28 protein-coding genes and 1 pseudogene are annotated in these 22,065 nt (G+C 59.4%); 14 read left to right on the top strand and 15 right to left on the bottom strand.

Going from position 1 to position 22,065, the window contains the following annotated elements; genetic code table 11:
- Positions 1 to 276: 276 nt before the first annotated feature.
- Together RWK44_RS02645 and RWK44_RS02640 are read right to left on the bottom strand one after the other, a co-directional pair.
- Positions 277 to 1,659, bottom strand: a complete 1,383-nt coding sequence (locus RWK44_RS02645; protein WP_316028324.1) for a heavy metal sensor histidine kinase — start codon at positions 1,657 to 1,659, stop codon at positions 277 to 279.
- The gene (locus RWK44_RS02640; RefSeq protein WP_221997858.1) at positions 1,656 to 2,327 is read right to left on the bottom strand and encodes a heavy metal response regulator transcription factor; all 672 of its coding nucleotides are present in this window, start codon (positions 2,325 to 2,327) and stop codon (positions 1,656 to 1,658) included. Before RWK44_RS02640 ends, RWK44_RS02645 begins: the two co-directional genes overlap by 4 nt.
- A gap of 185 nt (positions 2,328 to 2,512) precedes the next feature.
- On the opposite strand from RWK44_RS02640, the gene RWK44_RS02635 reads away from it, so the two are divergent.
- The 4 genes from RWK44_RS02635 (at position 2,513) to RWK44_RS02620 (ending at position 4,882) form a co-directional block, all read left to right on the top strand.
- Positions 2,513 to 3,118, top strand: coding sequence for a hypothetical protein (locus tag RWK44_RS02635; protein WP_246621058.1), 606 nt, complete (start codon positions 2,513 to 2,515; stop codon positions 3,116 to 3,118).
- A gap of 8 nt (positions 3,119 to 3,126) precedes the next feature.
- On the top strand, positions 3,127 to 3,777 hold the full coding sequence (locus tag RWK44_RS02630; protein WP_316028323.1) for a cytochrome b/b6 domain-containing protein: 651 nt from the start codon (positions 3,127 to 3,129) through the stop codon (positions 3,775 to 3,777).
- An 82-nt stretch (positions 3,778 to 3,859) separates the two neighbouring features.
- On the top strand, positions 3,860 to 4,567 hold the full coding sequence (locus RWK44_RS02625) for a molybdopterin-dependent oxidoreductase (protein ID WP_246621068.1): 708 nt from the start codon (positions 3,860 to 3,862) through the stop codon (positions 4,565 to 4,567).
- A gap of 135 nt (positions 4,568 to 4,702) precedes the next feature.
- Positions 4,703 to 4,882, top strand: a complete 180-nt coding sequence (locus RWK44_RS02620; RefSeq protein WP_221997864.1) for a hypothetical protein — start codon at positions 4,703 to 4,705, stop codon at positions 4,880 to 4,882.
- 66 nt (positions 4,883 to 4,948) lie between these two features.
- On the opposite strand, the gene RWK44_RS02615 is transcribed toward RWK44_RS02620, so the two are convergent.
- Positions 4,949 to 5,875, bottom strand: coding sequence for a LysR family transcriptional regulator (locus RWK44_RS02615; protein WP_316028322.1), 927 nt, complete (start codon positions 5,873 to 5,875; stop codon positions 4,949 to 4,951).
- 114 nt (positions 5,876 to 5,989) lie between these two features.
- On the opposite strand from RWK44_RS02615, the gene RWK44_RS02610 reads away from it, so the two are divergent.
- The 4 genes from RWK44_RS02610 to RWK44_RS02595 all read left to right on the top strand — a co-directional run bounded on the left by RWK44_RS02610 (position 5,990) and on the right by RWK44_RS02595 (position 9,848).
- Positions 5,990 to 6,976 (top strand): NAD(P)H-dependent flavin oxidoreductase, encoded by a 987-nt coding sequence (locus tag RWK44_RS02610; protein ID WP_025397337.1) that lies wholly within the window; start codon positions 5,990 to 5,992, stop codon positions 6,974 to 6,976.
- Positions 6,977 to 7,037: 61 nt separating this feature from the next.
- Positions 7,038 to 8,393 (top strand): MFS transporter, encoded by a 1,356-nt coding sequence (locus tag RWK44_RS02605; RefSeq protein ID WP_316028321.1) that lies wholly within the window; start codon positions 7,038 to 7,040, stop codon positions 8,391 to 8,393.
- A gap of 58 nt (positions 8,394 to 8,451) precedes the next feature.
- The gene (locus RWK44_RS02600) at positions 8,452 to 8,844 is read left to right on the top strand and encodes a tautomerase family protein (protein ID WP_025397335.1); all 393 of its coding nucleotides are present in this window, start codon (positions 8,452 to 8,454) and stop codon (positions 8,842 to 8,844) included.
- A 107-nt stretch (positions 8,845 to 8,951) separates the two neighbouring features.
- The gene (locus tag RWK44_RS02595) at positions 8,952 to 9,848 is read left to right on the top strand and encodes an alpha/beta hydrolase family protein (protein ID WP_025397334.1); all 897 of its coding nucleotides are present in this window, start codon (positions 8,952 to 8,954) and stop codon (positions 9,846 to 9,848) included.
- Between the two features lie 105 nt (positions 9,849 to 9,953).
- Here RWK44_RS02595 and RWK44_RS02590 read toward each other — a convergent pair whose 3' ends face one another.
- From RWK44_RS02590 to RWK44_RS02570, 5 genes are read right to left on the bottom strand one after another with little or no spacing between them, the layout of a single operon-like run.
- Positions 9,954 to 11,111 (bottom strand): glutathionylspermidine synthase family protein, encoded by a 1,158-nt coding sequence (locus RWK44_RS02590; RefSeq protein ID WP_025397333.1) that lies wholly within the window; start codon positions 11,109 to 11,111, stop codon positions 9,954 to 9,956.
- 1 nt (position 11,112) lies between these two features.
- The gene (locus RWK44_RS02585; RefSeq protein WP_025397332.1) at positions 11,113 to 11,706 is read right to left on the bottom strand and encodes a DUF1190 domain-containing protein; all 594 of its coding nucleotides are present in this window, start codon (positions 11,704 to 11,706) and stop codon (positions 11,113 to 11,115) included.
- 12 nt (positions 11,707 to 11,718) lie between these two features.
- Positions 11,719 to 12,120 carry a DUF350 domain-containing protein gene (locus tag RWK44_RS02580; RefSeq protein ID WP_003550237.1) on the bottom strand — a complete coding sequence of 134 codons (402 nt, stop codon included), beginning with the start codon at positions 12,118 to 12,120 and terminating at the stop codon, positions 11,719 to 11,721.
- Positions 12,121 to 12,155: 35 nt separating this feature from the next.
- Positions 12,156 to 12,812 carry a YjfK family protein gene (locus tag RWK44_RS02575; RefSeq protein ID WP_025397331.1) on the bottom strand — a complete coding sequence of 219 codons (657 nt, stop codon included), beginning with the start codon at positions 12,810 to 12,812 and terminating at the stop codon, positions 12,156 to 12,158.
- The gene (locus RWK44_RS02570; protein WP_222420682.1) at positions 12,809 to 13,864 is read right to left on the bottom strand and encodes an ion channel; all 1,056 of its coding nucleotides are present in this window, start codon (positions 13,862 to 13,864) and stop codon (positions 12,809 to 12,811) included. Before RWK44_RS02570 ends, RWK44_RS02575 begins: the two co-directional genes overlap by 4 nt.
- A 103-nt stretch (positions 13,865 to 13,967) precedes the next feature.
- Here RWK44_RS02570 and RWK44_RS02565 point away from each other — a divergent pair, with 103 nt between their 5' ends.
- From RWK44_RS02565 to RWK44_RS02540, 6 genes and pseudogenes are all read left to right on the top strand, one after another.
- Positions 13,968 to 14,414 carry a YjfI family protein gene (locus tag RWK44_RS02565; RefSeq protein ID WP_041472593.1) on the top strand — a complete coding sequence of 149 codons (447 nt, stop codon included), beginning with the start codon at positions 13,968 to 13,970 and terminating at the stop codon, positions 14,412 to 14,414.
- Positions 14,411 to 15,145, top strand: coding sequence for a PspA/IM30 family protein (locus RWK44_RS02560; RefSeq protein ID WP_025397328.1), 735 nt, complete (start codon positions 14,411 to 14,413; stop codon positions 15,143 to 15,145). Before RWK44_RS02565 ends, RWK44_RS02560 begins: the two co-directional genes overlap by 4 nt.
- A 281-nt stretch (positions 15,146 to 15,426) precedes the next feature.
- The gene (gene parS, locus RWK44_RS02555; protein ID WP_025397327.1) at positions 15,427 to 15,912 is read left to right on the top strand and encodes a type II RES/Xre toxin-antitoxin system antitoxin; all 486 of its coding nucleotides are present in this window, start codon (positions 15,427 to 15,429) and stop codon (positions 15,910 to 15,912) included.
- Positions 15,909 to 16,415, top strand: a complete 507-nt coding sequence (locus RWK44_RS02550) for an RES family NAD+ phosphorylase (protein WP_025397326.1) — start codon at positions 15,909 to 15,911, stop codon at positions 16,413 to 16,415. The genes parS and RWK44_RS02550 overlap by 4 nt, the downstream gene beginning before the upstream one ends.
- A gap of 111 nt (positions 16,416 to 16,526) precedes the next feature.
- Entirely contained in the window at positions 16,527 to 16,784 is a 258-nt protein-coding gene (locus RWK44_RS02545; protein ID WP_025397325.1) for a ribbon-helix-helix domain-containing protein, read from the top strand.
- Positions 16,784 to 17,158, top strand: a pseudogene (locus RWK44_RS02540) (type II toxin-antitoxin system RelE/ParE family toxin); the annotation flags it as partial. The gene RWK44_RS02545 and the pseudogene RWK44_RS02540, both read left to right, overlap by 1 nt.
- 264 nt (positions 17,159 to 17,422) lie before the next feature.
- Here the strand turns inward: RWK44_RS02540 and RWK44_RS02535 are convergent.
- The 7 genes from RWK44_RS02535 to RWK44_RS02505 all read right to left on the bottom strand — a co-directional run bounded on the left by RWK44_RS02535 (position 17,423) and on the right by RWK44_RS02505 (position 21,941).
- Positions 17,423 to 18,148 (bottom strand): amino acid ABC transporter ATP-binding protein, encoded by a 726-nt coding sequence (locus tag RWK44_RS02535; protein ID WP_025397324.1) that lies wholly within the window; start codon positions 18,146 to 18,148, stop codon positions 17,423 to 17,425.
- Complete coding sequence (locus tag RWK44_RS02530; protein ID WP_025397323.1) at positions 18,126 to 18,785, bottom strand: amino acid ABC transporter permease; 660 nt, start codon at positions 18,783 to 18,785, stop codon at positions 18,126 to 18,128. The genes RWK44_RS02535 and RWK44_RS02530 overlap by 23 nt, the downstream gene beginning before the upstream one ends.
- Positions 18,782 to 19,453: an amino acid ABC transporter permease gene (locus RWK44_RS02525; RefSeq protein ID WP_316028320.1), complete on the bottom strand. Its 672-nt coding sequence runs from the start codon at positions 19,451 to 19,453 to the stop codon at positions 18,782 to 18,784. The genes RWK44_RS02530 and RWK44_RS02525 overlap by 4 nt, the downstream gene beginning before the upstream one ends.
- Positions 19,454 to 19,531: 78 nt before the next feature.
- Positions 19,532 to 20,317 carry a transporter substrate-binding domain-containing protein gene (locus tag RWK44_RS02520; protein ID WP_025397321.1) on the bottom strand — a complete coding sequence of 262 codons (786 nt, stop codon included), beginning with the start codon at positions 20,315 to 20,317 and terminating at the stop codon, positions 19,532 to 19,534.
- Positions 20,311 to 21,069: a GntR family transcriptional regulator gene (locus tag RWK44_RS02515; RefSeq protein WP_025397320.1), complete on the bottom strand. Its 759-nt coding sequence runs from the start codon at positions 21,067 to 21,069 to the stop codon at positions 20,311 to 20,313. Before RWK44_RS02515 ends, RWK44_RS02520 begins: the two co-directional genes overlap by 7 nt.
- 195 nt (positions 21,070 to 21,264) lie before the next feature.
- Positions 21,265 to 21,690 (bottom strand): type II toxin-antitoxin system VapC family toxin, encoded by a 426-nt coding sequence (locus tag RWK44_RS02510; RefSeq protein WP_025397319.1) that lies wholly within the window; start codon positions 21,688 to 21,690, stop codon positions 21,265 to 21,267.
- Positions 21,687 to 21,941, bottom strand: coding sequence for a FitA-like ribbon-helix-helix domain-containing protein (locus RWK44_RS02505; protein ID WP_025397318.1), 255 nt, complete (start codon positions 21,939 to 21,941; stop codon positions 21,687 to 21,689). The genes RWK44_RS02510 and RWK44_RS02505 overlap by 4 nt, the downstream gene beginning before the upstream one ends.
- Between the last annotated feature and the right edge of the window lie 124 nt (positions 21,942 to 22,065).

Here is a 22,065-nt window from a genome sequence, read left to right as displayed (position 1 = left end):
GGGGGCTATTTAGTAATGCGACAGTTGGGCCAGTTAGAGATGCGACAGTCTCGCCTCTCGACGCACTGGTCAAAGCCAACGTTGGGAGCAAGGATGACGATCTTCAGCCTGGTCAAGACCATGAGCGGTCGGAGTCGTCATGTCCTTTATGATCACCATGTCGCAGAAAGAGTTGCATCGCCTCGAAGTCGTTCCCTCACAGCCGCCGGTACGCTTCGGGGCGCAAGAGCGCCTTTTGCTTTTATTTCCGGCGGCTTTCAAATTGGGGCTGGCAACTTACACCGGAAAGGAGAGGCGAAAACGGATCATACCCTCCTCTGGGCATGAAACATCCGCCACGCCCGTATGCAGCCGCATGATAGCATCGACGATCGCTAAACCCAGTCCGTGCGAAGACGAGCTGCCGCTGCGGGCTGCGTCTACCCGGTAAAAGCGGTCGAACAACCGGTCCAATTGGTCCGGTGACAGGCTCACTCCCTCGTTCTCGACCTCGATAATCGCCTTGTCACCAGCGCTGGCCGCCCGCAGCTGGATCGTTGTCCCTTCCCGGCCGTGACGAATGGCATTTACGACGAGATTGCCCACGGCCCGGCGAAAAAGGTCAACACTGACATTTGCAGCGCCCGCAGCCTCGATACTGAAGCGCATATCGCGCTCCAATGCCAGGCCTTCGAAATAATCGGCGATCTTATGAAGTTCATGGTCCATGTCGATCGCGACCTTATCGACCAGCTGTCGTCCCTCGTCCGCCCTTGCAAGGAAAAGCATATTCTCGCTCAAGCGGTTGAGGTGCTCGAACTCCTCGAGGTTCGATTCCAGAACGGACTTATATTCATCTACAGTCCTTGGCTGGGCAAGCGTGACCTGGGTCTGGCCGATCAAAACACCAAGAGGTGTGCGGATTTCGTGCGCGAGATCGGCCGAAAACTGCGACAAGCGCTGGTAACCGTCGGTCAGCCGGTCCAGCATCGCATTGAAGGCGCCGGCCAGCGCACGCAGCTCCGTTGGGGCGTGAAGGACATCCAGCCGCACATGCAGCTGCCCTGGATGAATCTCGGCGGCTCTGGTGGCCATATCCCGGACCGGCAGCAAGCCACGCCGCAAAAGGCCATAGGCGATCGCGGTCGCAACGATGACACCAGCAATGGTCGCCATCAGGAAACGGTCGCGGAACGTCGCCAGCATGGCCTGTTCGTCGGCCATCGGGTGTCCGGCCACAACCTCGATCGGTTCGTTCGTATCCAGCGCTTTTGTCTGCACCGAAGTCCAGTAGACCTCAATACCGGCGTTGGTGACCGTTCTGGCGGTGGACGATGCAGCGGCGGCGGGTGGAGGAAGTGGGATCCCGTCTGGATTGACCTCGATCACGACCTCTCCCGTGGGATAGCGGAAAGCAAGGACGTCGCGCTCGGCGCCGAGCATCTTGGCAACCAGCAACGGCCGCTCCTTCAGTTCGCCCAGAGGATACATCTCGCTGACAAGCCGAGCATAGTAGCTCGCCCGGCCCGAGACGATCGTCTCGACGCGCTGTTCCTGTGAGGAACGCACCGAGTGATAAAAGTAGATGCCAAGAACTCCAGTCAGAACGCAAAGGACTGAGACAGAGGAGGCCATCAGCCGCAGGATGAGCGAGGATGACCTTTGACTGTTGCGGATCATGCGTCGAGGCTCAGGCTGTATCCGACACTTCGGATCGTGGAAATCAGTTTTCGCCCGAAAGGCGCGTCGACCTTCGCTCTTAGCCGCTTGACTGCGACGTCCACGACATTCGTATCGCTGTCGAAATTCATGTCCCAGACTTCGGAAGCGATCTGCGTGCGTGACAACACCTCGCCCTGTCGCTTCATCAGCAGATGGAGAAGCATGAATTCCTTGTTGGTGAGTGCAATTTCGACCCCGTCTTTCGTCACTTTGCGCCTCAGCACATCCAGACGCAGGTCCGCTACCTCGAAGACATCGCTTTCGCGCGTCAGGCCGCGACGAAGGATCGTACGGACGCGCAGTTCCAGTTCGACGAAGGAGAAGGGCTTCACCAGATAATCATCGGCTCCGAGCCGCAAGCCACGAATGCGATCGTTCACATCATCACGCGCAGACAGGAAGATGACGGGCAGATCGCGATGTTCACGAATGCGGCGGATGATCTCCCAGCCGTCGATGCCCGGGAGCATCACATCGAGAAGGATCAGGTCATAGCCCTGCTGCATCGCCAGATGCACACCATCAGTGCCGGTACGCGCCAGATCCACGGCATAACCGCTCTCCCTCAGCCCCTTGCGGAGATAGTCACCGGTCTTGGTATCGTCCTCGATGATCAGGATTGCCATTTTTTTCCCGCCCCCTGCCCCCTCTATCTCAGATCATTGTCTTCTAGCAATTCACGCGGGGCAATTCGGTGAAAGATGAATGACGAAATTGTCATTCTGGCGTCACCGCAGAGAGCGGCCTGCCGGCTTAGTTTCACCGCATCTCTTCCACCTGCTAGTGAGGCTTTGAAACAATGCACCAATCCATGAAATCGACCTTCCGGTCGGCAGCTCTAACGATCACACTGCTCACCACCTTGGCCGGCGCTGCCAATGCGGCAGATCCGGTACGCGTTCGCGGCGCCATCACCGAGGTGACGGCGGATGCAATCCACGTCAAGGCGCGAGACGGCAAGGACATTGCCGTAAAGCTTTCGGCCGGCACCATGATCATATCCGTCGCGCTCACCGATCTGAGCGCCATTAAGCCTGACAGCTACATCGGCACGGCTGCTGCCCCTCAGCCCGATGGAACACTGAAGGCTCTCGAGGTGCACATCTTTCCGGCCTCCATGCGTGGCGTCGGCGAAGGCTCCAGGCCTTGGGACGGCGCGAAGGACAGTTCGATGACCAATGGCGCGGTCGGCAGCATTCTCGGCACCGACGGCCGCACGCTGACGGTCAAGTATAAGAACGGCGAGAAGAAGGTCTTCGTGCCTGCCGATGTTCCGGTCGTCAGCCTCGAGCCGGGTGACCACTCGCTCCTTGCAACCGGCGCGAAGCTTGTTCTCTTCGCCACGAAGGCCGAGGACGGCTCGCTGACGGCGGCATCCATCAGCGTCGGCGCTAACGGCATCGCGCCACCGATGTGAGGCGCAGGATGCGACAAGAAAAGAAGGATCCCCGGTCGGCAGGCCATCCTGTTGTGGTTCGCCTCACGCACTGGATCAACGCCTTTGCGATGGTGTGTATGGTGATGAGCGGAATGGGCATTTACAACGCCCATCCCATCCTGCCCTTCCGCTTCCCTGAGGAAATGACGCTTGGCGGCTGGCTTGGCGGCTCCACCGCCTGGCATTTCGCAGTGATGTGGCTCTTTGTCGGGAACGGCCTCGTCTATCTCGCCTTCGGCACGGCAAGCAATTATCTCCGTAAACGCATGCTGAGATTGCGTCTGCGCGATCTCCTGCGCGATCTTCGCCTGGCACTGACTTTCAATCTCCGGCATGAAGCCCACGGCTACAATGCCATACAGAAGGCCATGTACCTTGGGGTTCTTCTTCTCGGCGTGTTGATGGTTGCATCTGGATTGGTCCTCTGGAAGCCCATCCAGTTTGGCTTGTTAACGGCGCTCCTTGGCGGCTTCGACTCCGCCCGTATCGTGCATTTCACTGGTATGGCGGCTCTGTTGGGATTTCTCTTTATCCACGTCGCCATGGTTGCCCTTGTTCCGAAAACACTGCTGTCCATGACTGTTGGTGCGAGACTTTTGAATGGAAGAAAGGAAAAGTGTGATGGCGGAGCAGCCTGAGCCGAAAAAAGTGGCACCCACCACTCTAGTGGGGCGCAAACAACAAAAGAGCGGAGTTGTGCTCGGTGACCATCGTGCTCAATTGGAAAATATCAGCCGACGCCTGTTCTTTCGCCAGGGCCTCTCCTTGGGCGCGCTGACGGTGCTGACGGGCTGCACTCTCCAGGACGACACAGCTGTCGACAAGGTACTTTGGGCGATGTCCCGCTGGAACGACCGGGTGCAGGCGCTCCTGTTCGACCGCAGTCGGCTCGCACCGACCTACCGGCCAGAAGACATCACGGACCCGTTTCCGTTCAATGCTTTCTATCCCGAGGACAGCGCGCCGGAGATGGACCTCCTGGAATACAGGTTGGAAGTCTCCGGACTCGTCGACAAAAAAGCACCGTGGAGCCTTGATGATCTTCGCCGTTTGCCGCAGGTCTCCCAGATCACGCAGCATATCTGTATCGAGGGCTGGAGCGCGATCGGTGAGTGGAGCGGCGTTCCCCTGAGCGCCTTCCTCCGGCGTGTTGGTGCGGACATGACAGCCAAATATGTCGGCTTTAAATGCGCGGATCGCTACTATTCCAGCATCGACATGCCGACAGCGCTGCATCCGCAAACCATCCTGGCGCTCGACTTCGGCAAGAACCCGTTGCCGCTGAAATATGGCTCACCCCTGAAGCTCAGGGTGCCGACCAAACTCGGATTCAAGAACCCCAAGCATATCGTTGAGGTGTTCGTTACCAATGACTATCCGGGCGGCTACTGGGAAGACCAGGGCTACAACTGGTTCAGCGGGCTTTGAAGAGCTGCCGCCCACCCGGGCGGCTCTAAACTTCCACAATCGACTGATAGGCTGTTGACTCGCGGTGCGATCCAGGATGTTCGATCGTATCATGCGATGTTCGCCTGCACGGCCGCCGGTTCCTGCATTAGCATCATGCCGCGCACTGTGCTCAACCTGATGCGCCATACTGCTTCCGTTGCCGAAAAGCCGTTGATAACAGTCGATACCCGTCTCGCTTGCCGGCCTGGCTTTGTGACACCGGCCTTCGTTGAGTTCCGCGATACGCTCACCCAGTTCTCGGGCATCAAGGAAGAGGCAAATGCGGCAGTCTGAGACAAACACGACCGTTGCCGCGGCCATTGTGCTGGCTATCGGCATGGGTTTGAGCCTTTTCCTCTCTTAAGCCTGCTGCAGGTATCGAACCGGCTCCGGCCTTTCCGGCTGAGGCTGTTCATGCGTCTCAGACGCCACCGTCATGAAAGCCTGAAGTGCCGCAGAAAGATATTCATCGCTCCGCGTCACGAAAACAGTCGGCGCCGATCGCAGATTGTCAGGAAGCTTGTGTATCATGACCCGTCCGTCGGCTGCCGCATCCTGAACAACCCCCCGAGGTAGCATGGCCACTCCTACCCCGGCGGCTACGCAGCCGATGATCCCGTCCATCGTTCCGAGTTCCATCCAGCGGACATTGGTTACCCCAGATGCCGCCAGGAACGTGTCCATGCGCCGGCGATAGGAACAGCCCGATCGAAAGGCGAGGACTTTGAGGGCCGGCGATGCAGCCAATGCCTTCAAATCCGCAAGCTCGCGAACCCGCGGCGAGGAGATGACAACGAGCTCCTCTTCGATGATCGACAGGCTCTGCAGTTCGGGATGAGCGATGGGGCCGGAGACGAACGCGCCATCCAGTTTGCGAGCGACGACATCGCTGACCAGCTGTTCCGTCGGTGAAGCCTCCACCAGGACGTCGACCTCTGGATATTCTTCAGCATAGCGGATCAGGATTGGCGGAAGGCGTAGCGCTGCAGTGGTCTCCATCGAGCCGATCCTGAGTAAACCGCTCGGCGTACCGTGGTCCGTGACGACACGCTTGGCTTCGTCCAGAAGCTCTCCGACGCGCTCGGCATAGGGAACAAGCTGAATGCCGGTGGCTGTCAATGTAACCCCTCGCCTGGAGCGATGGAAAAGCGGCGCACCGATTTCTTCTTCAAGCGATTTTATTCGTGCGGTGACGTTGGATTGGACGGTGTGCAGCACACCGGCCGCCCCTCCAATACTGTTTGCTCTCACCACCGCCTGGAAAAACTTGAGATCGACGCTGTTCATCAGCCATCTCCTTTTCTGATGGAAAACATCAGATCTAATCGTTTGTCATTCGTCAAGCGTCACAATAGCGTCAAAGAAAAATAACGGGACATTCTACAAACTGGGAGAAGTGCGATGACGATACGGACGCGTCTGACAGAGTTTTTCAATATTGAGCACCCGATTATCCTGGCACCGATGACCCCGGCAGCGGGTGGCGCGCTTGCGTCCGCCGTCGCCGATGCCGGCGGTTTGGGTCTTTTGGGCGGCGGATATGCTGATCGTCCATGGTACAAGACGGAATCATCACTAATCACCAACGAACACGTCGGCTGCGGGTTCATCACCTGGGCAGTTGAGTCCGACCTTGATCTGTTTGATCGTGCGCTCGCAGAGCGTCCTTCCGCGATGATGCTGTCCTTTTCCGATCCGGCGAAGCTCGCGGCACGGGTCAAGCAGGCAGGTGTCCCACTGATCTGCATGATCCACACGCTCGAACATGCCCGACGTGCAATAGACGTTGGCGCCGACGTTCTTGTCGTTCAAGGGACCGAGGCCGGCGGCCACGGTCTGGTCGCGCGTTCGACCATGCCCTTCGTTCCCTCGGTCGTGGATCTTGTGGCCAAGATTGCGCCTTCCGTCATTGTCGTGGCCGCTGGCGGCATTGCCGACGGCAGGGGCCTTGCCGCTTCGCTGATGCTCGGAGCAGACGGGGTCCTGATGGGAACGAGGTTCTGGGCAACGCGCGAGTCGCTCATCCATCAGGCCGCCAAAGACAAGGTTGTCGCCGCTTCTGGCGACGAGACAATCCGGACATCGGTCTACGATATCGTCCGTCAGAAGGCTTGGCCCGCTGGCTATACCGGAAGGCTGCTTAGGAACGGCTTCATCGACAAATGGCATGGTCGAGAAGAAGAGTTGCGTACGCTGCACAGCGAAGAATTGTCGAAGGTCGAGGTCGCTTGGGCCTCTGGTGACTATGACACGGCCAACGTGACAGTCGGCGAGGCGGTGGGCCTCATCAACGACCTTCCATCGGCAAAGGACATTGTTCGCCGAACGGTGCGCGAGGCAAGCGAAAGACTTAGCCTCTACGCATTCGATCAGCGCATCGCGAGCTAAATTGCCGCGGCCCAAATGAAAGGGCCGACCACTTCCAAAAACATAAAAAGGGGACTGCAGCATGCAACAGCTACAGCAAAGGGACGATTCCGTCCGCAAACCAGGCATCTGGACCGTCGTTCTCGCATCAAGCGCCGGCACGGTCATCGAATGGTACGACTTCTATCTTTACGGAAGCCTGGCGATCTTTTTCTCGACACTCTTCTACCCAGCCAATGGGCCGACTGCAGCCGTTCTGATCAGCGTCGCAACCTTTGCCACGGGATTTGTCGTGCGCCCGTTGGGAGCCCTGCTGTTCGGCAGCATCGGCGATCGCTTCGGACGCAAGAGCACCTTCTTGATGACGCTCATTCTGATGGGAATTGCGACCGCGCTCGTCGGCATCTTGCCGACCTTTGAGACCGCGGGATATTTCGCGCCGATCGCGCTCGTGGTGCTCCGGCTGATCCAGGGATTGGCGATCGGCGGTGAATACGGTGGGGCTGCCGTTTACGTTGCGGAACACGCACCGGCTAACCGGCGCGGGTTTTTCACGAGCTTTATCCAGACAACGGCAACCGTGGGCTTTTTCCTGGCGATTGTCGTCGTTCTTACGTGCCGGCTGTCGCTCGGCGAAGAACTCTTCAAGCAATGGGGCTGGAGAATCCCGTTCCTGCTGTCATCGGTTTTGATCGTCCTGTCGCTCTATCTGCGCCTTAAGCTGAGCGAATCCCCGGTGTTCGAGGAGCTTCGCAAAGGCGGGAAGACTGCAAAGAGCCCGATCCGTGAGAGTTTCGCCACCGGTCATGGTGTGCGTTACGCAGCCTTCGCACTGTTCGGGGCGACCGCGGGCCTCGGATGTGTGTGGTATACCGGGCAGTTCTACGCCCTCTATTTCCTGCAGAGCGTGCTGAAGTTGGACTTCCTGACGGCGAACCTTTGCCTTGCGGCTGCTTTGGTGATCGGAACGCCGCTCATCGTCTTCTTCGGCGCCCTGTCCGACCGGATCGGCCGCCGCAAGTTGATTGTCACCGGCTTCATTCTGGCAGCCGTATTCTATGTTCCGATCTATCAGGGTATCGCCGCCGCCGTCGCTGCGCAGAATTTCGTTCTGGTCACGGCCCTCATCGTCGCCCAACTCGTTTTCGTCGGGCTGGTCTACGGGCCGATGGCGGCTTTCCTCGTCGAGCTCTTCCCGGCGAAATTGCGCTACACCTCGCTCTCGCTTCCCTATCACATCGGCACAGGCGTGTTTGGCGGGTTCGTTCCCCTCATCAGCCTGTCGCTCGTTGCCTATACGGGCAACATCTATGCGGGCCTGGCTTATCCCATCGCGATCGCGATCATGAGCGCGGTCGTGAACCTGCTCTGCTTCCCCCGTGCCCTGTCTGTCGATATCCAACCCGCCACAGCCGCCCTCCCGGCGGAAGCAAACTAAGTGCAGGCGGGGAACGGCGCGGGCCGTTCTCCGCTCTCCTTTCCCCCGAGGACGACCCATGCCGCTGATAAAAATCAATCTTCTGAAGGGCCGATCGCCAAACGATCATGAGAGGATACTCAACTGCATCCATGAGGCGGTCGTCAGGGCTTTCAATGTGCCGACGGCAGATCGTTATCAGATTCTGTATGAGCACGAGCCAACCCATGTCCGTGCAGAGGACACTGGCCTCGGAATTTCTCGCAGTGACAGGCTGATCATTATCGAGGTGATCTCGCGGGCACGGTCCGCCGGAGATAAGGAGGCCTTCTATCGTTTCGTTACCACGGGGCTTTCAGATGCGTGTGCGATCGACCCTGCAGATGTCGTAGTCAGCATCGTGGAGAATGGCGACGCGGATTGGTCCTTCGGCCTTGGTCGAGCTCAATTCATAACCGGCGAACTTCACTGAATCAGGCATCCGCGGCGGTGAAAGGACATCAACGCCCAATGCCAATCCGATACGGCCGCGCCACTTTGACCGGCCGACCGCAAATTCAAACAAGAAAGAGAGCAGCTATGAAACAGCTATACCGAACCGTTGCCGCGTCACTGGGAGTGCTGATGACAAGCTTTTTAGTTTCCGCGCAAGCCGAGGAGACCATCGTCAAACTTAAAGTCGAAGGCCAGACAATCGTAGCGACGATGGTTACGCCGGATGATGTTGCCAAACCCCCTGTCGTCCTGATGCTTCACGGCTTCACTGGCAGCCGCAACGAATGGAGTTCGGACGCAGTGAAGGAAGGCCTGTTCGGGCATGCTGCGCCGGTGCTCGCAAAGAACGGCATCGCTTCGCTTCGGATCGATTTTCGCGGCAGCGGGGAGAGCGACGGCAAATTCGAAGATATGACGGTCGAAACCGAGATAACGGACGCGCAAGCGGCGCTCGACTTCCTATCGACGAATGACGGCGTCGATGGCAAGCGGATTTCGGTGATGGGAATGAGCCTGGGCGGCGCTGTCACGACCGCCGTCGCCGGCCGGACAAAAACACCTTTAAAATCTGTGGTGCTCTGGAACCCCGGTATCAATCTTCCCGCGGCATTCATTTCGATCTTCGGCGAGAAGCAAATGGCTGAAGCTGTGAAAGCTGGCGATAACGTCTATCCGGCCAAGCGCCTCGGCGATGGCAAGGAAATTCCCTTGAAAGGCCGCTTCTTCGAGAGCCTGTACGCAGTGCAGCCTGCCGGCGAAATTTCGCGCTACAAGGGGCCGCTGTTCCTGGCGGTCGGCACGCGCGATAGCATCGTCTTTCCCCAACCCGTTCTCGCCAAGTCGCTGCTGTCCTATCACGACGGTCCGGAGGAACTGTGGGCTGAACCCGTTGATCACGGTTTCGGCGTCGAACAGAACGCCGAGACCGTGGACAAGCTGATCTCAGCGACGGTCGCGTTCCTAAAGTCCGACGGCGAATGATCGTGAGGGGCGAATGGCGCCCATCGGGGTGATAAATTGGCGGACGTGGCGGCGTCTTCGGCCGTAGCGGCACACGAAGACGCCGCGCATGCGAAATATCTCCTCCTACCCGACTATGACGTGCGGCACGAAACGCGAGAGATTGGCGGTTATGCGCGAGCGGTCCTCGCGGACGGCAAGGCCGCAAGCGCGATCACCGACGATCCAGCTGCCGAGCACGGCGAAGCCGCCATCGCTTTCGAAAAGCGGGGCATAAGCCTGGACGATAAAGCCTTCGTCACCATAACCGCCGGGGGCGGAAATCATTTCCCGGCCATCTCTGAATATCGTGACGTTCTCGCCTTCTCGCGACAGCAGCGGTTTGCGCACATAGTCCGTCAAGGTCGAGGCCGCCGGGTCGTCGGTGAAATAGCTGGGCAGCAGATTGGGATGATTGGGATGGCGCTGCCAGAGCAGAGGCAAAAGCCCTTTGTTGGAGAGTACGGCCTTCCAGGCGGGCTCGACGAAAACATCGCCCGAGCGCACGAGGTCGCGGGCGAACAGCTCGCGCAGCATGAATTCCCACGGATACAACTTGAAGCAGCGGTCGATCACCCGATCCTTGAGGTCGGTGTAACGGCCCTGCGCATCAATGCCGATCTCGCGTATGTCCAGGAGCTCGACGCGATGGCCGGCCTGCACTGCACAGTCCATCAGATAGACCGTGGTACCGCGATCCTCCTCATTGTCGGTCATCGCCGCGAAGTGGAAGATCGGCTCTTTGGAAAACTGCCCGAACGCCTCGACGAGGCTTTCCTGCAAGGAATTATACTGGTCCGCGTCCTTGGGCAGGACCCCCAAAGCTATCTGGTCGGTCAGCCAGTTGAACTGGAAATAGGCTGTCTCGAACACCGAAGTGGGGGTATCGGCGTTGTATTCGAGCAACTTGGCCGGGCCAGTGCCGTCGTAAGCAAGATCGAATCGGCCGTAGAGGTGCCGGTCGCGGCGCTGCCAGGAGCGCTGCACCACATCGCGCAGGTCCTGCGGAATGGCTAGCCTGTCGAGCGTCTCTTCGCTTCCGACGATATCGCCGACCATATCCATGCACATGTCGTGCAGTTCCTGGCTCGGCCCTTCGATCTGCATCTCGATCTCATCGAGCGTGAACGTATAGGCGGCATCGTCGAGCCAATAGGGCTCGCCATACATGACGTGAAACCCGAAGCCGACGGCGCGCGCCTTGTCAAGCCAATCAGGACGCGCCGGAAGGGTGATGCGTTTCATATCAGCCGCCGAAACTGAAGGACGAACGGCCCCCGAAGCCTTGACGGGCGACGGTGCGAGTGTTGACGTTGACGGGCTTGACAGTCTGACGCGAGGGCGCGATCGCGGTGTCGTTGCCGCCCGAGCGAACAGTCGTTGTCACCGTTTGCCCCGAGCGATTGCGATAAATCGGTGTCGAGCCGTAGGAGCCACTCTCCTCCTGGCGCCGGCGATAATTGTAATAGTCGCCGATGTTGTTCAGTGCGGAAGACAGCACGTAGCCCGTCAGGAACGGCACGAAAAAGCTGCCGCCTCCGCCGGTATTGTTGGGGACGGCACTGGCCGACTGTTCCGTGCACTGGCCGGTGCCGTATTCGGCTTCGCAGGCGGCCATGCCGTTAAAACGCGGCGCGGCGGCGAGATGGGCGCGCATCGCATCCTGATAGCCGGCCTGGCAGACCTGCCGGTCCATGCCGGAAGTCACGCATTGGTCGACCGAGGTGAACATCGTCTCCGAAGGAGTCTGATCGCCGCAACCCGACAGCGCCAGGGTCGAGGCGGCGATGGTACCGAGGGCCAGGAAAGGTCGCTTGTGCCCGCTCTTACGTCTGCGCATCATTCCCTCCCCTCAATAGGTCATGCAGGCGGCGTTGAGAATACCGATGACCAGCGCGATGCCGCCGCCCCATATGCCCGCGGCGATATCGCCGGCAGTGATCTTTTCATGCAGATCCGTCATGGTGAAATTCGCAATATAGTAAGCCAGGATCTGCGCCAGAATGCCGACCACCGCCCATATGATGTAGTCGACGATGCTGACCGAATTGGCTGCGGCCGAAGCCAGAGGCAGGCTGAAACCAACAAGCGCGCCCAAGAATGCCGTGACGGCGGCAAGATTGCCTGCGCGAATAAGTTGGACTTCCTTCTGCGGCGTCAGGAATGTGTAGATCACCGCGAAAACGCCGTAAGCGGCAAGACCGACGGCGAAATAGCCGAGGAAGGCAGGCAGACCCGCCACATAATCGAGCATTGAAAACGTCCTCCGTTGAAATTGATAGGATCCCCTCAGACGCGGCGAACATCGGCCGGAGCGAGTCCGTAGCCGATCAGAAATTCCACCGAACTGCCCGCCTGGCTCTGTCCGAGATCGAGGTCGCGCTCGACATTGATCAAAAGCATTTCGCGCGTCGAGCCAAGCGGGCGATAATAAAGCATGCAGGTCTGGTGAATGGAGCGCTGCGCCTCACCGTCGTCGACCTTCTCGACAAACTCCGCCAATGGGGTGCGTTCCGGGCCTTCGCCCCAGAAGCGGCTATAGAGGATGCCGTCGGCATCGTAGGTTGGCTGGCCGATCAGGCCGTCCTGCCCGGTCCAGCGGTTCCATTCGCCCTGCCCGGCAGGCACGACGCTGTCCCAGGGCTGATAAAAGCTGATGTCGTCGACATCACCCGTCTGGCCCGACGTCGACATCACCTGAATCATCCGATGGTCTTCATCGTAGTAGCGCGACAGAACCGTCGCAGCATCGAGCGAAACCTCACCGTAGGCGGCAATGATGAACGGGCCACTCCGTGGCAGCGGCATCGCCGGCTGGCCGGCCAAAGCCTCGGCTTCGAGGGAGAGGAAATCGATCTCCAACGCCCCGCCGATGGCGGCGCTCAACGGGCCAAGTTCTTTGGGTAAGGGCCTTTCGTTCTTGTCTCTGCCGAACCACCCGATCATGATACCTCTCCCATTCGAGCCCAAGCGATGGCAGCGGGATCTAGCCGCATTCCGCTGATGTAGTAAAGGGTCTCGCCGCCCCGAAGCGGCGTCTCGTCTCGGCAATTGAGGTCGGTCACGCCCTGGCTCAGCATGCCCACCAGCGTCACATTGTGCTGACGTTTGAGGCTTAAAAACACGTCTCCATAGAGTAGCGGTGTTTGCAAGTGCGGTACCGGCAGGGAAAAGGCCGTGTCGGTGGAGGCGGCCGACAGCAGCCGTGCGGCGATTTCCGAAGAGCCCGGGTCACGGGCGGAACGCGACAGCAGTTCTTCGGCGAGCGAGCCCACCGCCTCGACGCGCGGCCGGCGTTGTTTGACCATCTGTGCCGTGCGGTCGTCGGCGAAATAGGCGACGATATGAGTATTGGGCGCATGGTCTTCGGCAATCAGCACGGCGGCCAGCGTCTCGTCGTCATTTGCGCCGCGCGCGATGATCGCGCGCGCCTGGGCCACTCCGGCCCGCACCAGAGCGTCGGCATCGGCAAGCCGCTCGGTTCTGATATAGTCGGCGTAATTGCTGGCGGGATTTTCCGGCAGGTCCTTGGCAACCAGAACACTCATCGGCTCGTTGGCCTGTCGTTCGGCATGCAGCAGCCGCAGCGTCTGGTATGTCTGCCCCTCTTGCCAGCCCAAGACGATGATATGGCCGGCGCGTTCGCTGTAATCACCCAATCCACGCATGCGGTTCCTCCAGATCGTACCGATCGTTGTCAACAACTTGCCAAGAACAGCGGTGAAGATGGCAATGCCGCCGGGAAGAACGAACAGGACGGCAATTAATCGGCCGAGCCCCGATTTTGGAGAAAGATCGCCATAGCCGACAGTCGTTGCCGTCACCATATAGTAATAAAGAAAGTCTACCGGATTGCCGACGAGATCGCTTTCGCCGGCCAGCATGAAGAGCAGGTAAGAAGCGACCAGGTGGATCACGAGGATAACAAAAAGGGCTGACCAAGCCAATTCGCTGAGCGAGAGATATACACGCCGCATCAATGAAGCGATAAATGGCAAGCGATTCGCCCCCGTTCCCAACGCGTACCCTAGCGAAATTTATTTAGCGCACCAGATCTTTAAGTTGCAAACCGATTACCCAAATATTTTGGCGTTCCAACCGATGGAGGACTTTTTGGAGACCTGGAACCTCACCACTTTAACGCGCCTGTTCGCCGCCGATCCCGACGCACTGGGCGATGTGGATGTAGCCGTACCCGAACAGGGCGACGTCATATGCGTGACTCTTAAGGAAAAAGGCGATCTCGACGTCTTCGTCGCGGTAAGCGGGGAGCGTGACATCCTTGTCAGCGCTGTTCTGGCGCCGTGCAAGGACGTGTCCAATCGAGAAGCCTTCGAACGTATGGTGCTGAAGACCCATAAGTTCGTGCCGCTCTCCAGCTTCGGCATTACCACGATCGACGGTGAGGAATGGTATGAGTTGTTCGGCTCCCTGTCAGCACGCTCGCCGGCCGAGACGGTGGTCGAGGAAGTCGCGATTCTGGCTGCCAATGCCGTCGATGCGGCACATATGATTGAAGAATGGAAAAGCGGGGAGATTGCAGCGTGAGCACCTGGGGAAAGATCTTCACCGCCATTCGCGGCGGCATTAACGAGGCAGCCGAAGCGGCCGCCGACAGCCAGTCCATGCGCATTCTTGACCAAGAAATCCGCGACGCCGAACAGTCGCTGCGCAGTGCGCGATCCGATCTGGCCGGCATCATGGCGTCCAACAAGAGCGTCATGCGCCGACTTGACGAAAACCGCGCCAAGGAGACCAAGGATACCGACAGCGCTCGCGCTGCCATCTCCGCGGGCCGCACGGATCTCGCTCAAGGTCTCGCTCAGCGCATTGCGAGTATCCGTGCCGAAGTGCAGCGCGACCAGGAAGAACTCGACCGGCTGCTGCCTCGCCAGCAGCAGATGCTGCGCACGATCCAGGAGACCGAAGCGCGCATTGCTCAGATGAAGCGCGAGGTGGGGAATGTCAAAGCCAATGAGTCGCTGCTGCGCGCTCAATCGGCGATCGCCCATAGCCAGTCGGGCATCAATACCCGCCTCGGCAGCGCCGTCGAAAGTCTTGAACGCATCAAGAAACGCCAGGAAATCACTGCCGGCCGCATCGAAGCCGGTGCTGAACTGGCCGCGCTGGAAAACGGCAGCGACCTCGATCGTCAGCTGCGCGAGGCCGGCATTGGCAGTTCCAGTCACTCGGCCGACGACATTCTTGCACAACTGATGGCACCGAAACATTCGGTCGAGCCCATCTTGCTGCCGGCGCCGACCGGCAAAAAAGACTGACAATTCTGGGAGCGGCAGCCCTGCCTGCCATTCCCGCGCGCTTACCGAATTGAAGCGCCGTGACCCAGCCTCTTAAAGCAGTGAGGATCGGGGATCGCGGCAATTTAATCCGCTGCAAGCTGCCCTTGGCAGGCGGTGCCATCGCCGCCTGCCCGCTCGTTTGGCGCCGGCAGCGAGAAGGCGCGGTTCCGTGGCCGATACGCCGGATACGTCCGTCAGATCTTGAAATTTGTCGCGACACATGACATATAGAAAGCGACAGATGACGCAGGAGAGAAATCATGGTCGTCGCAGCAAAAGCACTTTCTTCAGCCGCAGGCGGTGGTGAACTGCAAAAAATAGAGGCATTGCTCGGCGGCTCGCGCATTCTGTCGCGCAGCCTGACCAATGCGCTCGATGCCCATGAGCTGCTCCTGCACGGCCTGCCTGCAACAGCACTGGATCATCTTGTCGGTACTCTCGTCGTCCTCGGCAAGAACGAGTCTCTCGAAAAGGCGGTGGGCATGAGCTTGCGCACCTGGCAGCGGCGGAAGGATACGCCTTCCAAGCCGCTCAGCCAGGAACAGAGCGGCCGCGCGTGGAAATTCGCCGAGATCCTCGCAAAGGCAACGGATATCTTCGGATCGCAGGCAGAAGCCGAACAATGGCTGGAGCGTCCGGCGGTCGGACTTGAGCAACGCCGTCCGATCGATCTTCTCGGGACGCCCGCCGGCGTCGAGCTTGTCGAGGATCATCTCGACCGCCTGGAATACGGCGTCTATGCATGATGCTTTTGCCGATCGCGCTCGGCGGGACCGAGCTGGTCGCGTGGCGGCTCGATCAAGCCGCCCATGCGCCGACTTGGGATAGCGGAGAAGGCGCCTATCGGGTTGGCGGCCGCTGGAACAGCAAGGGGGTTCGCGCGGTCTACTGCTCGCTCGATCCCGCGACTGCGATCCTTGAAGTCGCGGTCCACAAGGGGTTCCGGGCGCTCGACACCGTGGCTCACAGGATGACGGCAGCTGTCATTGCCGATGCTGGCGATATCCATGTTGTCGATCCTGGAAACGTACCCAATCCCAACTGGTTGCGCCCAGGCATTCCCAGCGCCGGACAGCAAGCCTTCGGAGACGATTTGCTTCGACAGTATCGTTTCGTGGCGATCCCGAGCGCGGTCTCGCGGCATAGCTGGAACCTGATTTTTCTGGCAGGCGGCGCAACCAGCGCCTATGCGGTGAAATTCCAGGAGGCCTTTGCCCTCGATACACGGCTGCATCCACCCACGTCATGAACGTCTTGGAGCCACGGGGAAATTTAGAGGTTTACCGAATCTCAATGTCAAATATTGGCATCAAGACCAGGATGCAGAACAATCTCAGAAATTTGATAAGGAGGGTGCTACATGACCAGCAGCCTGCATGTGAGCTTGCCCGATGAAATGCGCGCCTTCGTCGATATGCGCGCCAACGGCAAGAGCCAGTACACGACGCCGAGCGAATATGTACGCGCCCTTATTCGCGAAGATATGGCACGCGAAAAAGACCGCCGCTATGCCATCCGCTCGCTGCTGCGGGCGGAAGAGGAATTCCGGCGCGGAGAGATGCTGTCCCTTTCTGCTCTGGATGCCATCGACATGGAACTGGATGAAGAACTGCGCTAGTGGATCCTCGCGTTCTCATCCTGCCGACCGCCCTTGATAACTACCGTCTGGCAGTCCGCGAAACGGCGCGAAAATGGTCCACCGAACAGGCGAAAGCATATGGCCGCTTACTGCAGGCGGGATTTGAACGCATCGCCAAAGCCTATGCCCGCGTAAGGATAAAAAGGGACGATCGCGCCGGGAATTCGCTCTTCCGGCTCCACAAGATAGAACCCCATTACGCCGTGTACATCGTCGTTGACGACTCAACCTTCGTCATCGCCACGGTTTTGCATGAGCGGATGGATGTTCCCGCACAGCTGAGGACAGTCGAACGATTGACCGACAAGGAGTATGAAGCGTTGATGGGACATCCCGGCCGACGTCCTGAGGACGGTCGGCCCCGATCACCGCGGCGCGGCAGCAGATCGAGCAGCAAGCCGCGTTGGATAGGCGAGAGGCGCCCCGCTTACCGAGACCGAGCGGATAATCGACGCGCAAACGCAGCACGCCATAAAATGCTCGATCCGCCAAGTCGGCTATTCTCACTGCCTCCTAAAGCGTGTCGCGATCTTTCAGATTCGCTTGTCGCGCTTTAGCTCTTTGTTTTTACGCATGTCGTTGTCGCAAAACCGCTGCGCACTTTTGCGCGACATGCTTTAGTTGACACCGAGAAATTGCTTCAACTCCGCAGTCTGCGGATTGGCAAAAACATCCTCCGGCGGGCCTGCTTCGTGGACTCTGCCCTGGTGCATGAAGACGACGCGGTTGCAGACGTCGCGGGCGAAATTCATCTCGTGCGTCACCATCAGGAGGGTCATTCCCTCGGCGGCGAGTTCGCGCACGACGGCCAGAACTTCGGCGACCAGTTCCGGATCGAGCGCGGAGGTGATTTCGTCGCAGAGAAGTGCTGTAGGCTGCATGGCGAGCGCGCGGGCGATGGCGACACGCTGCTGCTGGCCGCCCGACAGCTCGTCCGGATAGGCGTCGAACCTGTGGCCCAGCCCTACCCGCTCCAGCATCTTGCGGGCGGTCGCCTCGGCTTCGGCTTTCGGCGTCTTCTTGACCACGGTCTGCGACAGCATGACGTTGCCGCCGACGGTCAGGTGCGGGAAGAGGTTGAACTGCTGAAAGATCATGCCGACCTTGAGGCGCAGTGCCTTCAGATGCACTTCATCATCGAGGAGCTGCGCACCGGCCACGGAGATGGAACCGTCGGTGATGGTCTCCAGGCCGTTGATGCAGCGAAGCAAGGTCGACTTGCCCGAACCGCTCTTGCCGATAATGGCGATGACTTCGCCAGCCTCCACATCGAGATTGATGCCTTTCAGCACCTCGGTGGTGCCAAAGCTCTTGCGGACTTCAGTGATTTCGATGAGCGACATTGAGCTTCCTTTCCAGGATCTGGCTGCTTTTCGACAAAGGCCAGCAAAGGGCGAAGTAGATAAGGGCGACGAGCCCATAGACGGTGAAGGGCTGGAAGGTGGCATTGGTGACGACGGTGCCGGCTTTCGACAACTCGACGAAACCGATGATCGAGGTCAGCGCCGTTCCCTTGACGATTTGAACCGAGAAACCGACCGTCGGCGGGATGGCGACCCTCAGCGCCTGGGGCAAGATGACATAACGCATCTGCTGCAGCCGACCCATGCCGAGGCTGGCGGAGGCCTCCCATTGACCCCTCACGACCGCTTCGACGCAGCCTCGCCAGATTTCGGCGAGAAAGGCGGCGCTCCACAGGGTGAGCGCCAATCCCGCGGCAAGCCAGGCCGGCACGTCGATCCCGAAGAGGCCGAGACCGAAAAAGGCGATGAAGAGCTGCATCAGCAGCGGTGTGCCCTGGAAGAGCTCGATATAATATTTCGCGAATGCCCTGAACGCCTTGCGCTTGCTGATGCGCAGGAACAGCAGCCCCAGTCCGACCGCGCCGCCGCCGATGAACGAGACGAGCGAAAGCAGGATCGTCCAGCGGGTGGCGAGCAGCAGGTTGCGCAGGATGTCCCAGAGTGTGAACTCGATCATCGTGCTGCTCTCCTCGGGAAAATGAAGCCGCCGACCACCGCCAGCAGCTGCCGGAGCAGGATCGCCAGCACAAGATAGATGGCTGTCGAGACGATGTAGGCCTCGAAGGCGCGGAAGGTTCGCGATAGTATGAAGTTCGCGGCGAAGGTCAGATCCTCGGCGGCGATCTGCGAGACGACCGATGAGCCGAGCATGACAATGACGACCTGCGACGACAGGGCCGGCCAGATGCGCTGCAGGGACGGCACGAGAACGACATGCCGAAAGGTTTCGAAGCGCGTCATGGCGAGGCTCTCACCTGCCTCGAACTGGCCCTTCGGCGTTGCCTGAATGCCCGCGCGGATAATTTCGCAGCTATAGGCGCCGAGGTTGACGACCATCGCGAGATTGGCAGCCGTCAGTTCGGGAAGCTGGAGGCCGAGCGACGGCAGACCGAAGAAGATGAAAAAGAGCTGGATCAGGAACGGCGTGTTGCGGATCAGCTCGACATAGGTCGCAACGACAGGCTTCAGCCAGGCCGGGCCGAGTGCCCGCACCCAGGCACAGAAGATGCCGAGCGAAATGCCGAGCACGCCGCCGATCGCGATAAGCTCCAGCGTGACCAATATGCCCTTGATGATCTCAGGATAATATTCAAGCAGCCAGCCGAATTCGAAATGGTAGCTCAAGGAACTGTCCCCTCTTGCGGTAACGGAGCGTCACGTCATCCCGCGCGGGCGCGGGATGACGTCCGTAAGACCGGGTCCTTAGAGATCCGAGGGGAGATCGGCGCCGAGCCACTTCTGCGATATGGCGTTCAGCGCGCCATCGGTTTTGGCCGCGGCGATAATGCCGTTCACCTTCTCCAGAAGAGCCGCCTGTTCTTTGTTAAGGCCGATATAGCAGGGCGAGTTCTTGATGAGGAACTTCATCTCAGGGCGCTTGGGAGGATTTTTGGCCAGGATCGCCGCGGCTACGACGTTGCCGGTGGCGATGGTATCGACCTGGCCGGAGAGGAATGCCGAGATGGTGCCGTTGTTGTCCTCGTAGCGCTTGATCGTCGCGTCGGCCGGCGCGATCTTGGTCAGTTCGAGGTCTTCGACGGCGCCGCGCGTAACGCCGATGCTCTTGCCGGCGAGATCTTCCACCTTGGCGATCGAAAGATCGGCAGGCGCGAACACGCCGTTGAAGAAGGGGGCGTAAGCCGTGGTGAAATCGATCACCTTCTCGCGCTCCGCATTCTTGCCGAGGCTTGATATGACCAGATCGACTTTGTTCGTCTGCAGGTAGGGGACGCGGTTGGCGCTGGTGACCGGCACGAGCTCGGTCTTGACGCCCAGTTTTTCGGCAATGAGATTGGCAACATCGATATCGTAGCCCATCGGCGCCATATCGGTACCGACGCTGCCGAAGGGCGGGAAATCCTGCGGGACGGCGACCCGCAGCGTACCGCGCGCCGTGATGTCGGCGAGAGCATCGGCGTAAGACGCGGAGCCGAAGCCGAAGGTTGCAGCCAGGGTCGCCATTGCGAAGAAGACTCGTCTTGTCAGCATGTTTTAATTGCTCCTTTGAAGTTGTGGTTTTTGGGTCTGACAGTTGGGCCGGAGGACACGGCCTTGGGAGGGAGTGACAGCGAACTGCGCAGTTCCGAGAGCGGATCCGGGCGGGTGGTGAGGTCGAGGCCCATTTCCACTTCGTCCAGATGTTCGATGGAGAGCTCGGCGGCTCTGACGAAATCGCCCGCTTGCATGGCCTCGAAGATGCGGCAATGCCCGTCATGAGACTGTGCGGCGTGAAATTCAGACTGATAGAGCATCGAAATGAGGATCGTCCGCGCGGTGAGATCGCGGAGGATATCGACGATGATGGCATTGCCGCTCAATTCGGCGATGCGGATGTGGAAATCACCCATCAAATAGGTCAGGCGCTGGCGTTCGCCCGCAGCCATTGCGCTTTTTTCCTCGTTCAAATGCGCGCCGAGCGCTTCGCGTCCCTCGTCGGTCAGCACACGCATGCTGCGCAGCAACCCGGCCTCGATGACCCGCCGTGCCTCATAGACCGCAATCGCCTCTTCAGCGGACGGCTCGACGACAAACCAGCCCCGTCTCGGACTGACATGCACGATGCCGCGCGTTTCCAGACGCATCATGGCTTCACGGACGCGGGTTCGAGACACGCTGAAGAGCGCCCCCAGCTGGTTTTCGCTGAGACGCGTCCCGGGCCGGATCCTGGCTGACAGAATCCCGGAGACGATCGTCTCCTCGATGGTCTTCTGCGGGGTCTCAGATGTCTGGCTATCTTGCATACAAGACAGGAAAGCAAAGCTCGTGCCAAAATCCTGCGTTCAGGATTTCCAAGATGTCTCGGATCCCTCCCCCTGGAATTTGCACGCTGGGAATGCAGACTGAGCGTAAATTGAGCGAGTGCCTGCAATTCCTTGCAAACGCAGACCAGCGTCGAACCACTCACGTGGCGGCTTGTTCTTACTGGCCGAACGACCTTATGCGGTCGAAGCCGCCCAGGGATTGATCACTTCAACACCTGCAGCGTCGAAAGCACTTGTATCGCGCGTGGCTACGGCGAACCCTTTTGATGCCGCGATGGCGGCGATATAGCCGTCCGGAGTGGGAAATCCTCTGCCAGCGGCTCGGGCCTTGACCGCGAAATCGGCATAGCGCCGTGCCGCTGTGATGTCGAAAGCCAAAATACGGCTTTCGAAGAGTTCCATCAGACCGTCCAACGCGTCGGAGAGCCTTTCCTTGCGTTTGCCAGCCGGGAGGGCGCCGATTCCAAACATCAATTCGGCGATCGTGACGCTAGAAAGGAAGAGGGTTTCGGCTGCCTGCTCATCGAGCCAGAATTTCACGGCTTCGTCGGGCGCTGGTTTCATCGCTTCGGAAACGACGTTCGTATCGACGATAATCATTCAAAGCTCATCGGCTTTGCAGGCAATGTGTCGCGAGCTTGGTCCAGAACGGCAAAGTCCTCATTCGTCAACCCGAGGCGACGGCTCCGTTCGGCGAGCGCGCTGCCAAGACGCAGGCGTGTTTCCGGACGGACGGCAGCCTCGAGGATTTCGCGCATTTCCGCTTCGGCGCTGCGCCCGTGATGAGCCGCACGCACCTTGAGAGCACGGTGCGTCGCGTCGGAGAGGTTTCTGATTGTGACTGCGGGCATGATGGCAACCTGTGGGACATGATAGCGATGCTAGCAATATAGTGAATTTGCCATCACATTCAATGTGCGCTTGCCATGCGATCGTAAGCCAACCAGTCGTTAGGGGAGTTGCGCCACCGTAACG

The organism is Rhizobium sp. 25PS6, from assembly GCF_032464655.1.
Lineage (GTDB): Bacteria > Pseudomonadota > Alphaproteobacteria > Rhizobiales > Rhizobiaceae > Rhizobium > Rhizobium laguerreae.
The sequence above is the reverse complement of the archived record's forward strand: the minus strand, read 5'-3'. Positions and strand labels throughout refer to the sequence as shown.

Excerpts from the sequence above, each read along its gene's own strand:
- RWK44_RS02545 (WP_025397325.1), top strand. The coding sequence starts at position 16,527 with ATGACCAGCAGCCTGCATGTGAGCTTGCCCGATGAAATGCGCGCCTTC.
- RWK44_RS02615 (WP_316028322.1), bottom strand. The coding sequence starts at position 5,875 with ATGAACAGCGTCGATCTCAAGTTTTTCCAGGCGGTGGTGAGAGCAAAC.
- RWK44_RS02530 (WP_025397323.1), bottom strand. The coding sequence starts at position 18,785 with ATGATCGAGTTCACACTCTGGGACATCCTGCGCAACCTGCTGCTCGCC.
- RWK44_RS02610 (WP_025397337.1), top strand. The coding sequence starts at position 5,990 with ATGACGATACGGACGCGTCTGACAGAGTTTTTCAATATTGAGCACCCG.
- RWK44_RS02580 (WP_003550237.1), bottom strand. The coding sequence starts at position 12,120 with ATGCTCGATTATGTGGCGGGTCTGCCTGCCTTCCTCGGCTATTTCGCC.
- RWK44_RS02640 (WP_221997858.1), bottom strand. The coding sequence starts at position 2,327 with ATGGCAATCCTGATCATCGAGGACGATACCAAGACCGGTGACTATCTC.
- RWK44_RS02520 (WP_025397321.1), bottom strand. The coding sequence starts at position 20,317 with ATGCTGACAAGACGAGTCTTCTTCGCAATGGCGACCCTGGCTGCAACC.
- RWK44_RS02585 (WP_025397332.1), bottom strand. The coding sequence starts at position 11,706 with ATGCGCAGACGTAAGAGCGGGCACAAGCGACCTTTCCTGGCCCTCGGT.
- RWK44_RS02605 (WP_316028321.1), top strand. The coding sequence starts at position 7,038 with ATGCAACAGCTACAGCAAAGGGACGATTCCGTCCGCAAACCAGGCATC.
- RWK44_RS02535 (WP_025397324.1), bottom strand. The coding sequence starts at position 18,148 with ATGTCGCTCATCGAAATCACTGAAGTCCGCAAGAGCTTTGGCACCACC.
- RWK44_RS02565 (WP_041472593.1), top strand. The coding sequence starts at position 13,968 with ATGGAGGACTTTTTGGAGACCTGGAACCTCACCACTTTAACGCGCCTG.
- RWK44_RS02510 (WP_025397319.1), bottom strand. The coding sequence starts at position 21,690 with ATGATTATCGTCGATACGAACGTCGTTTCCGAAGCGATGAAACCAGCG.
- parS (WP_025397327.1), top strand. The coding sequence starts at position 15,427 with ATGGTCGTCGCAGCAAAAGCACTTTCTTCAGCCGCAGGCGGTGGTGAA.
- RWK44_RS02590 (WP_025397333.1), bottom strand. The coding sequence starts at position 11,111 with ATGAAACGCATCACCCTTCCGGCGCGTCCTGATTGGCTTGACAAGGCG.
- RWK44_RS02630 (WP_316028323.1), top strand. The coding sequence starts at position 3,127 with ATGCGACAAGAAAAGAAGGATCCCCGGTCGGCAGGCCATCCTGTTGTG.
- RWK44_RS02515 (WP_025397320.1), bottom strand. The coding sequence starts at position 21,069 with ATGCAAGATAGCCAGACATCTGAGACCCCGCAGAAGACCATCGAGGAG.
- RWK44_RS02575 (WP_025397331.1), bottom strand. The coding sequence starts at position 12,812 with ATGATCGGGTGGTTCGGCAGAGACAAGAACGAAAGGCCCTTACCCAAA.
- RWK44_RS02505 (WP_025397318.1), bottom strand. The coding sequence starts at position 21,941 with ATGCCCGCAGTCACAATCAGAAACCTCTCCGACGCGACGCACCGTGCT.
- RWK44_RS02595 (WP_025397334.1), top strand. The coding sequence starts at position 8,952 with ATGAAACAGCTATACCGAACCGTTGCCGCGTCACTGGGAGTGCTGATG.
- RWK44_RS02620 (WP_221997864.1), top strand. The coding sequence starts at position 4,703 with ATGCCGCGCACTGTGCTCAACCTGATGCGCCATACTGCTTCCGTTGCC.
- RWK44_RS02635 (WP_246621058.1), top strand. The coding sequence starts at position 2,513 with ATGAAATCGACCTTCCGGTCGGCAGCTCTAACGATCACACTGCTCACC.
- RWK44_RS02600 (WP_025397335.1), top strand. The coding sequence starts at position 8,452 with ATGCCGCTGATAAAAATCAATCTTCTGAAGGGCCGATCGCCAAACGAT.
- RWK44_RS02645 (WP_316028324.1), bottom strand. The coding sequence starts at position 1,659 with ATGATCCGCAACAGTCAAAGGTCATCCTCGCTCATCCTGCGGCTGATG.
- RWK44_RS02550 (WP_025397326.1), top strand. The coding sequence starts at position 15,909 with ATGATGCTTTTGCCGATCGCGCTCGGCGGGACCGAGCTGGTCGCGTGG.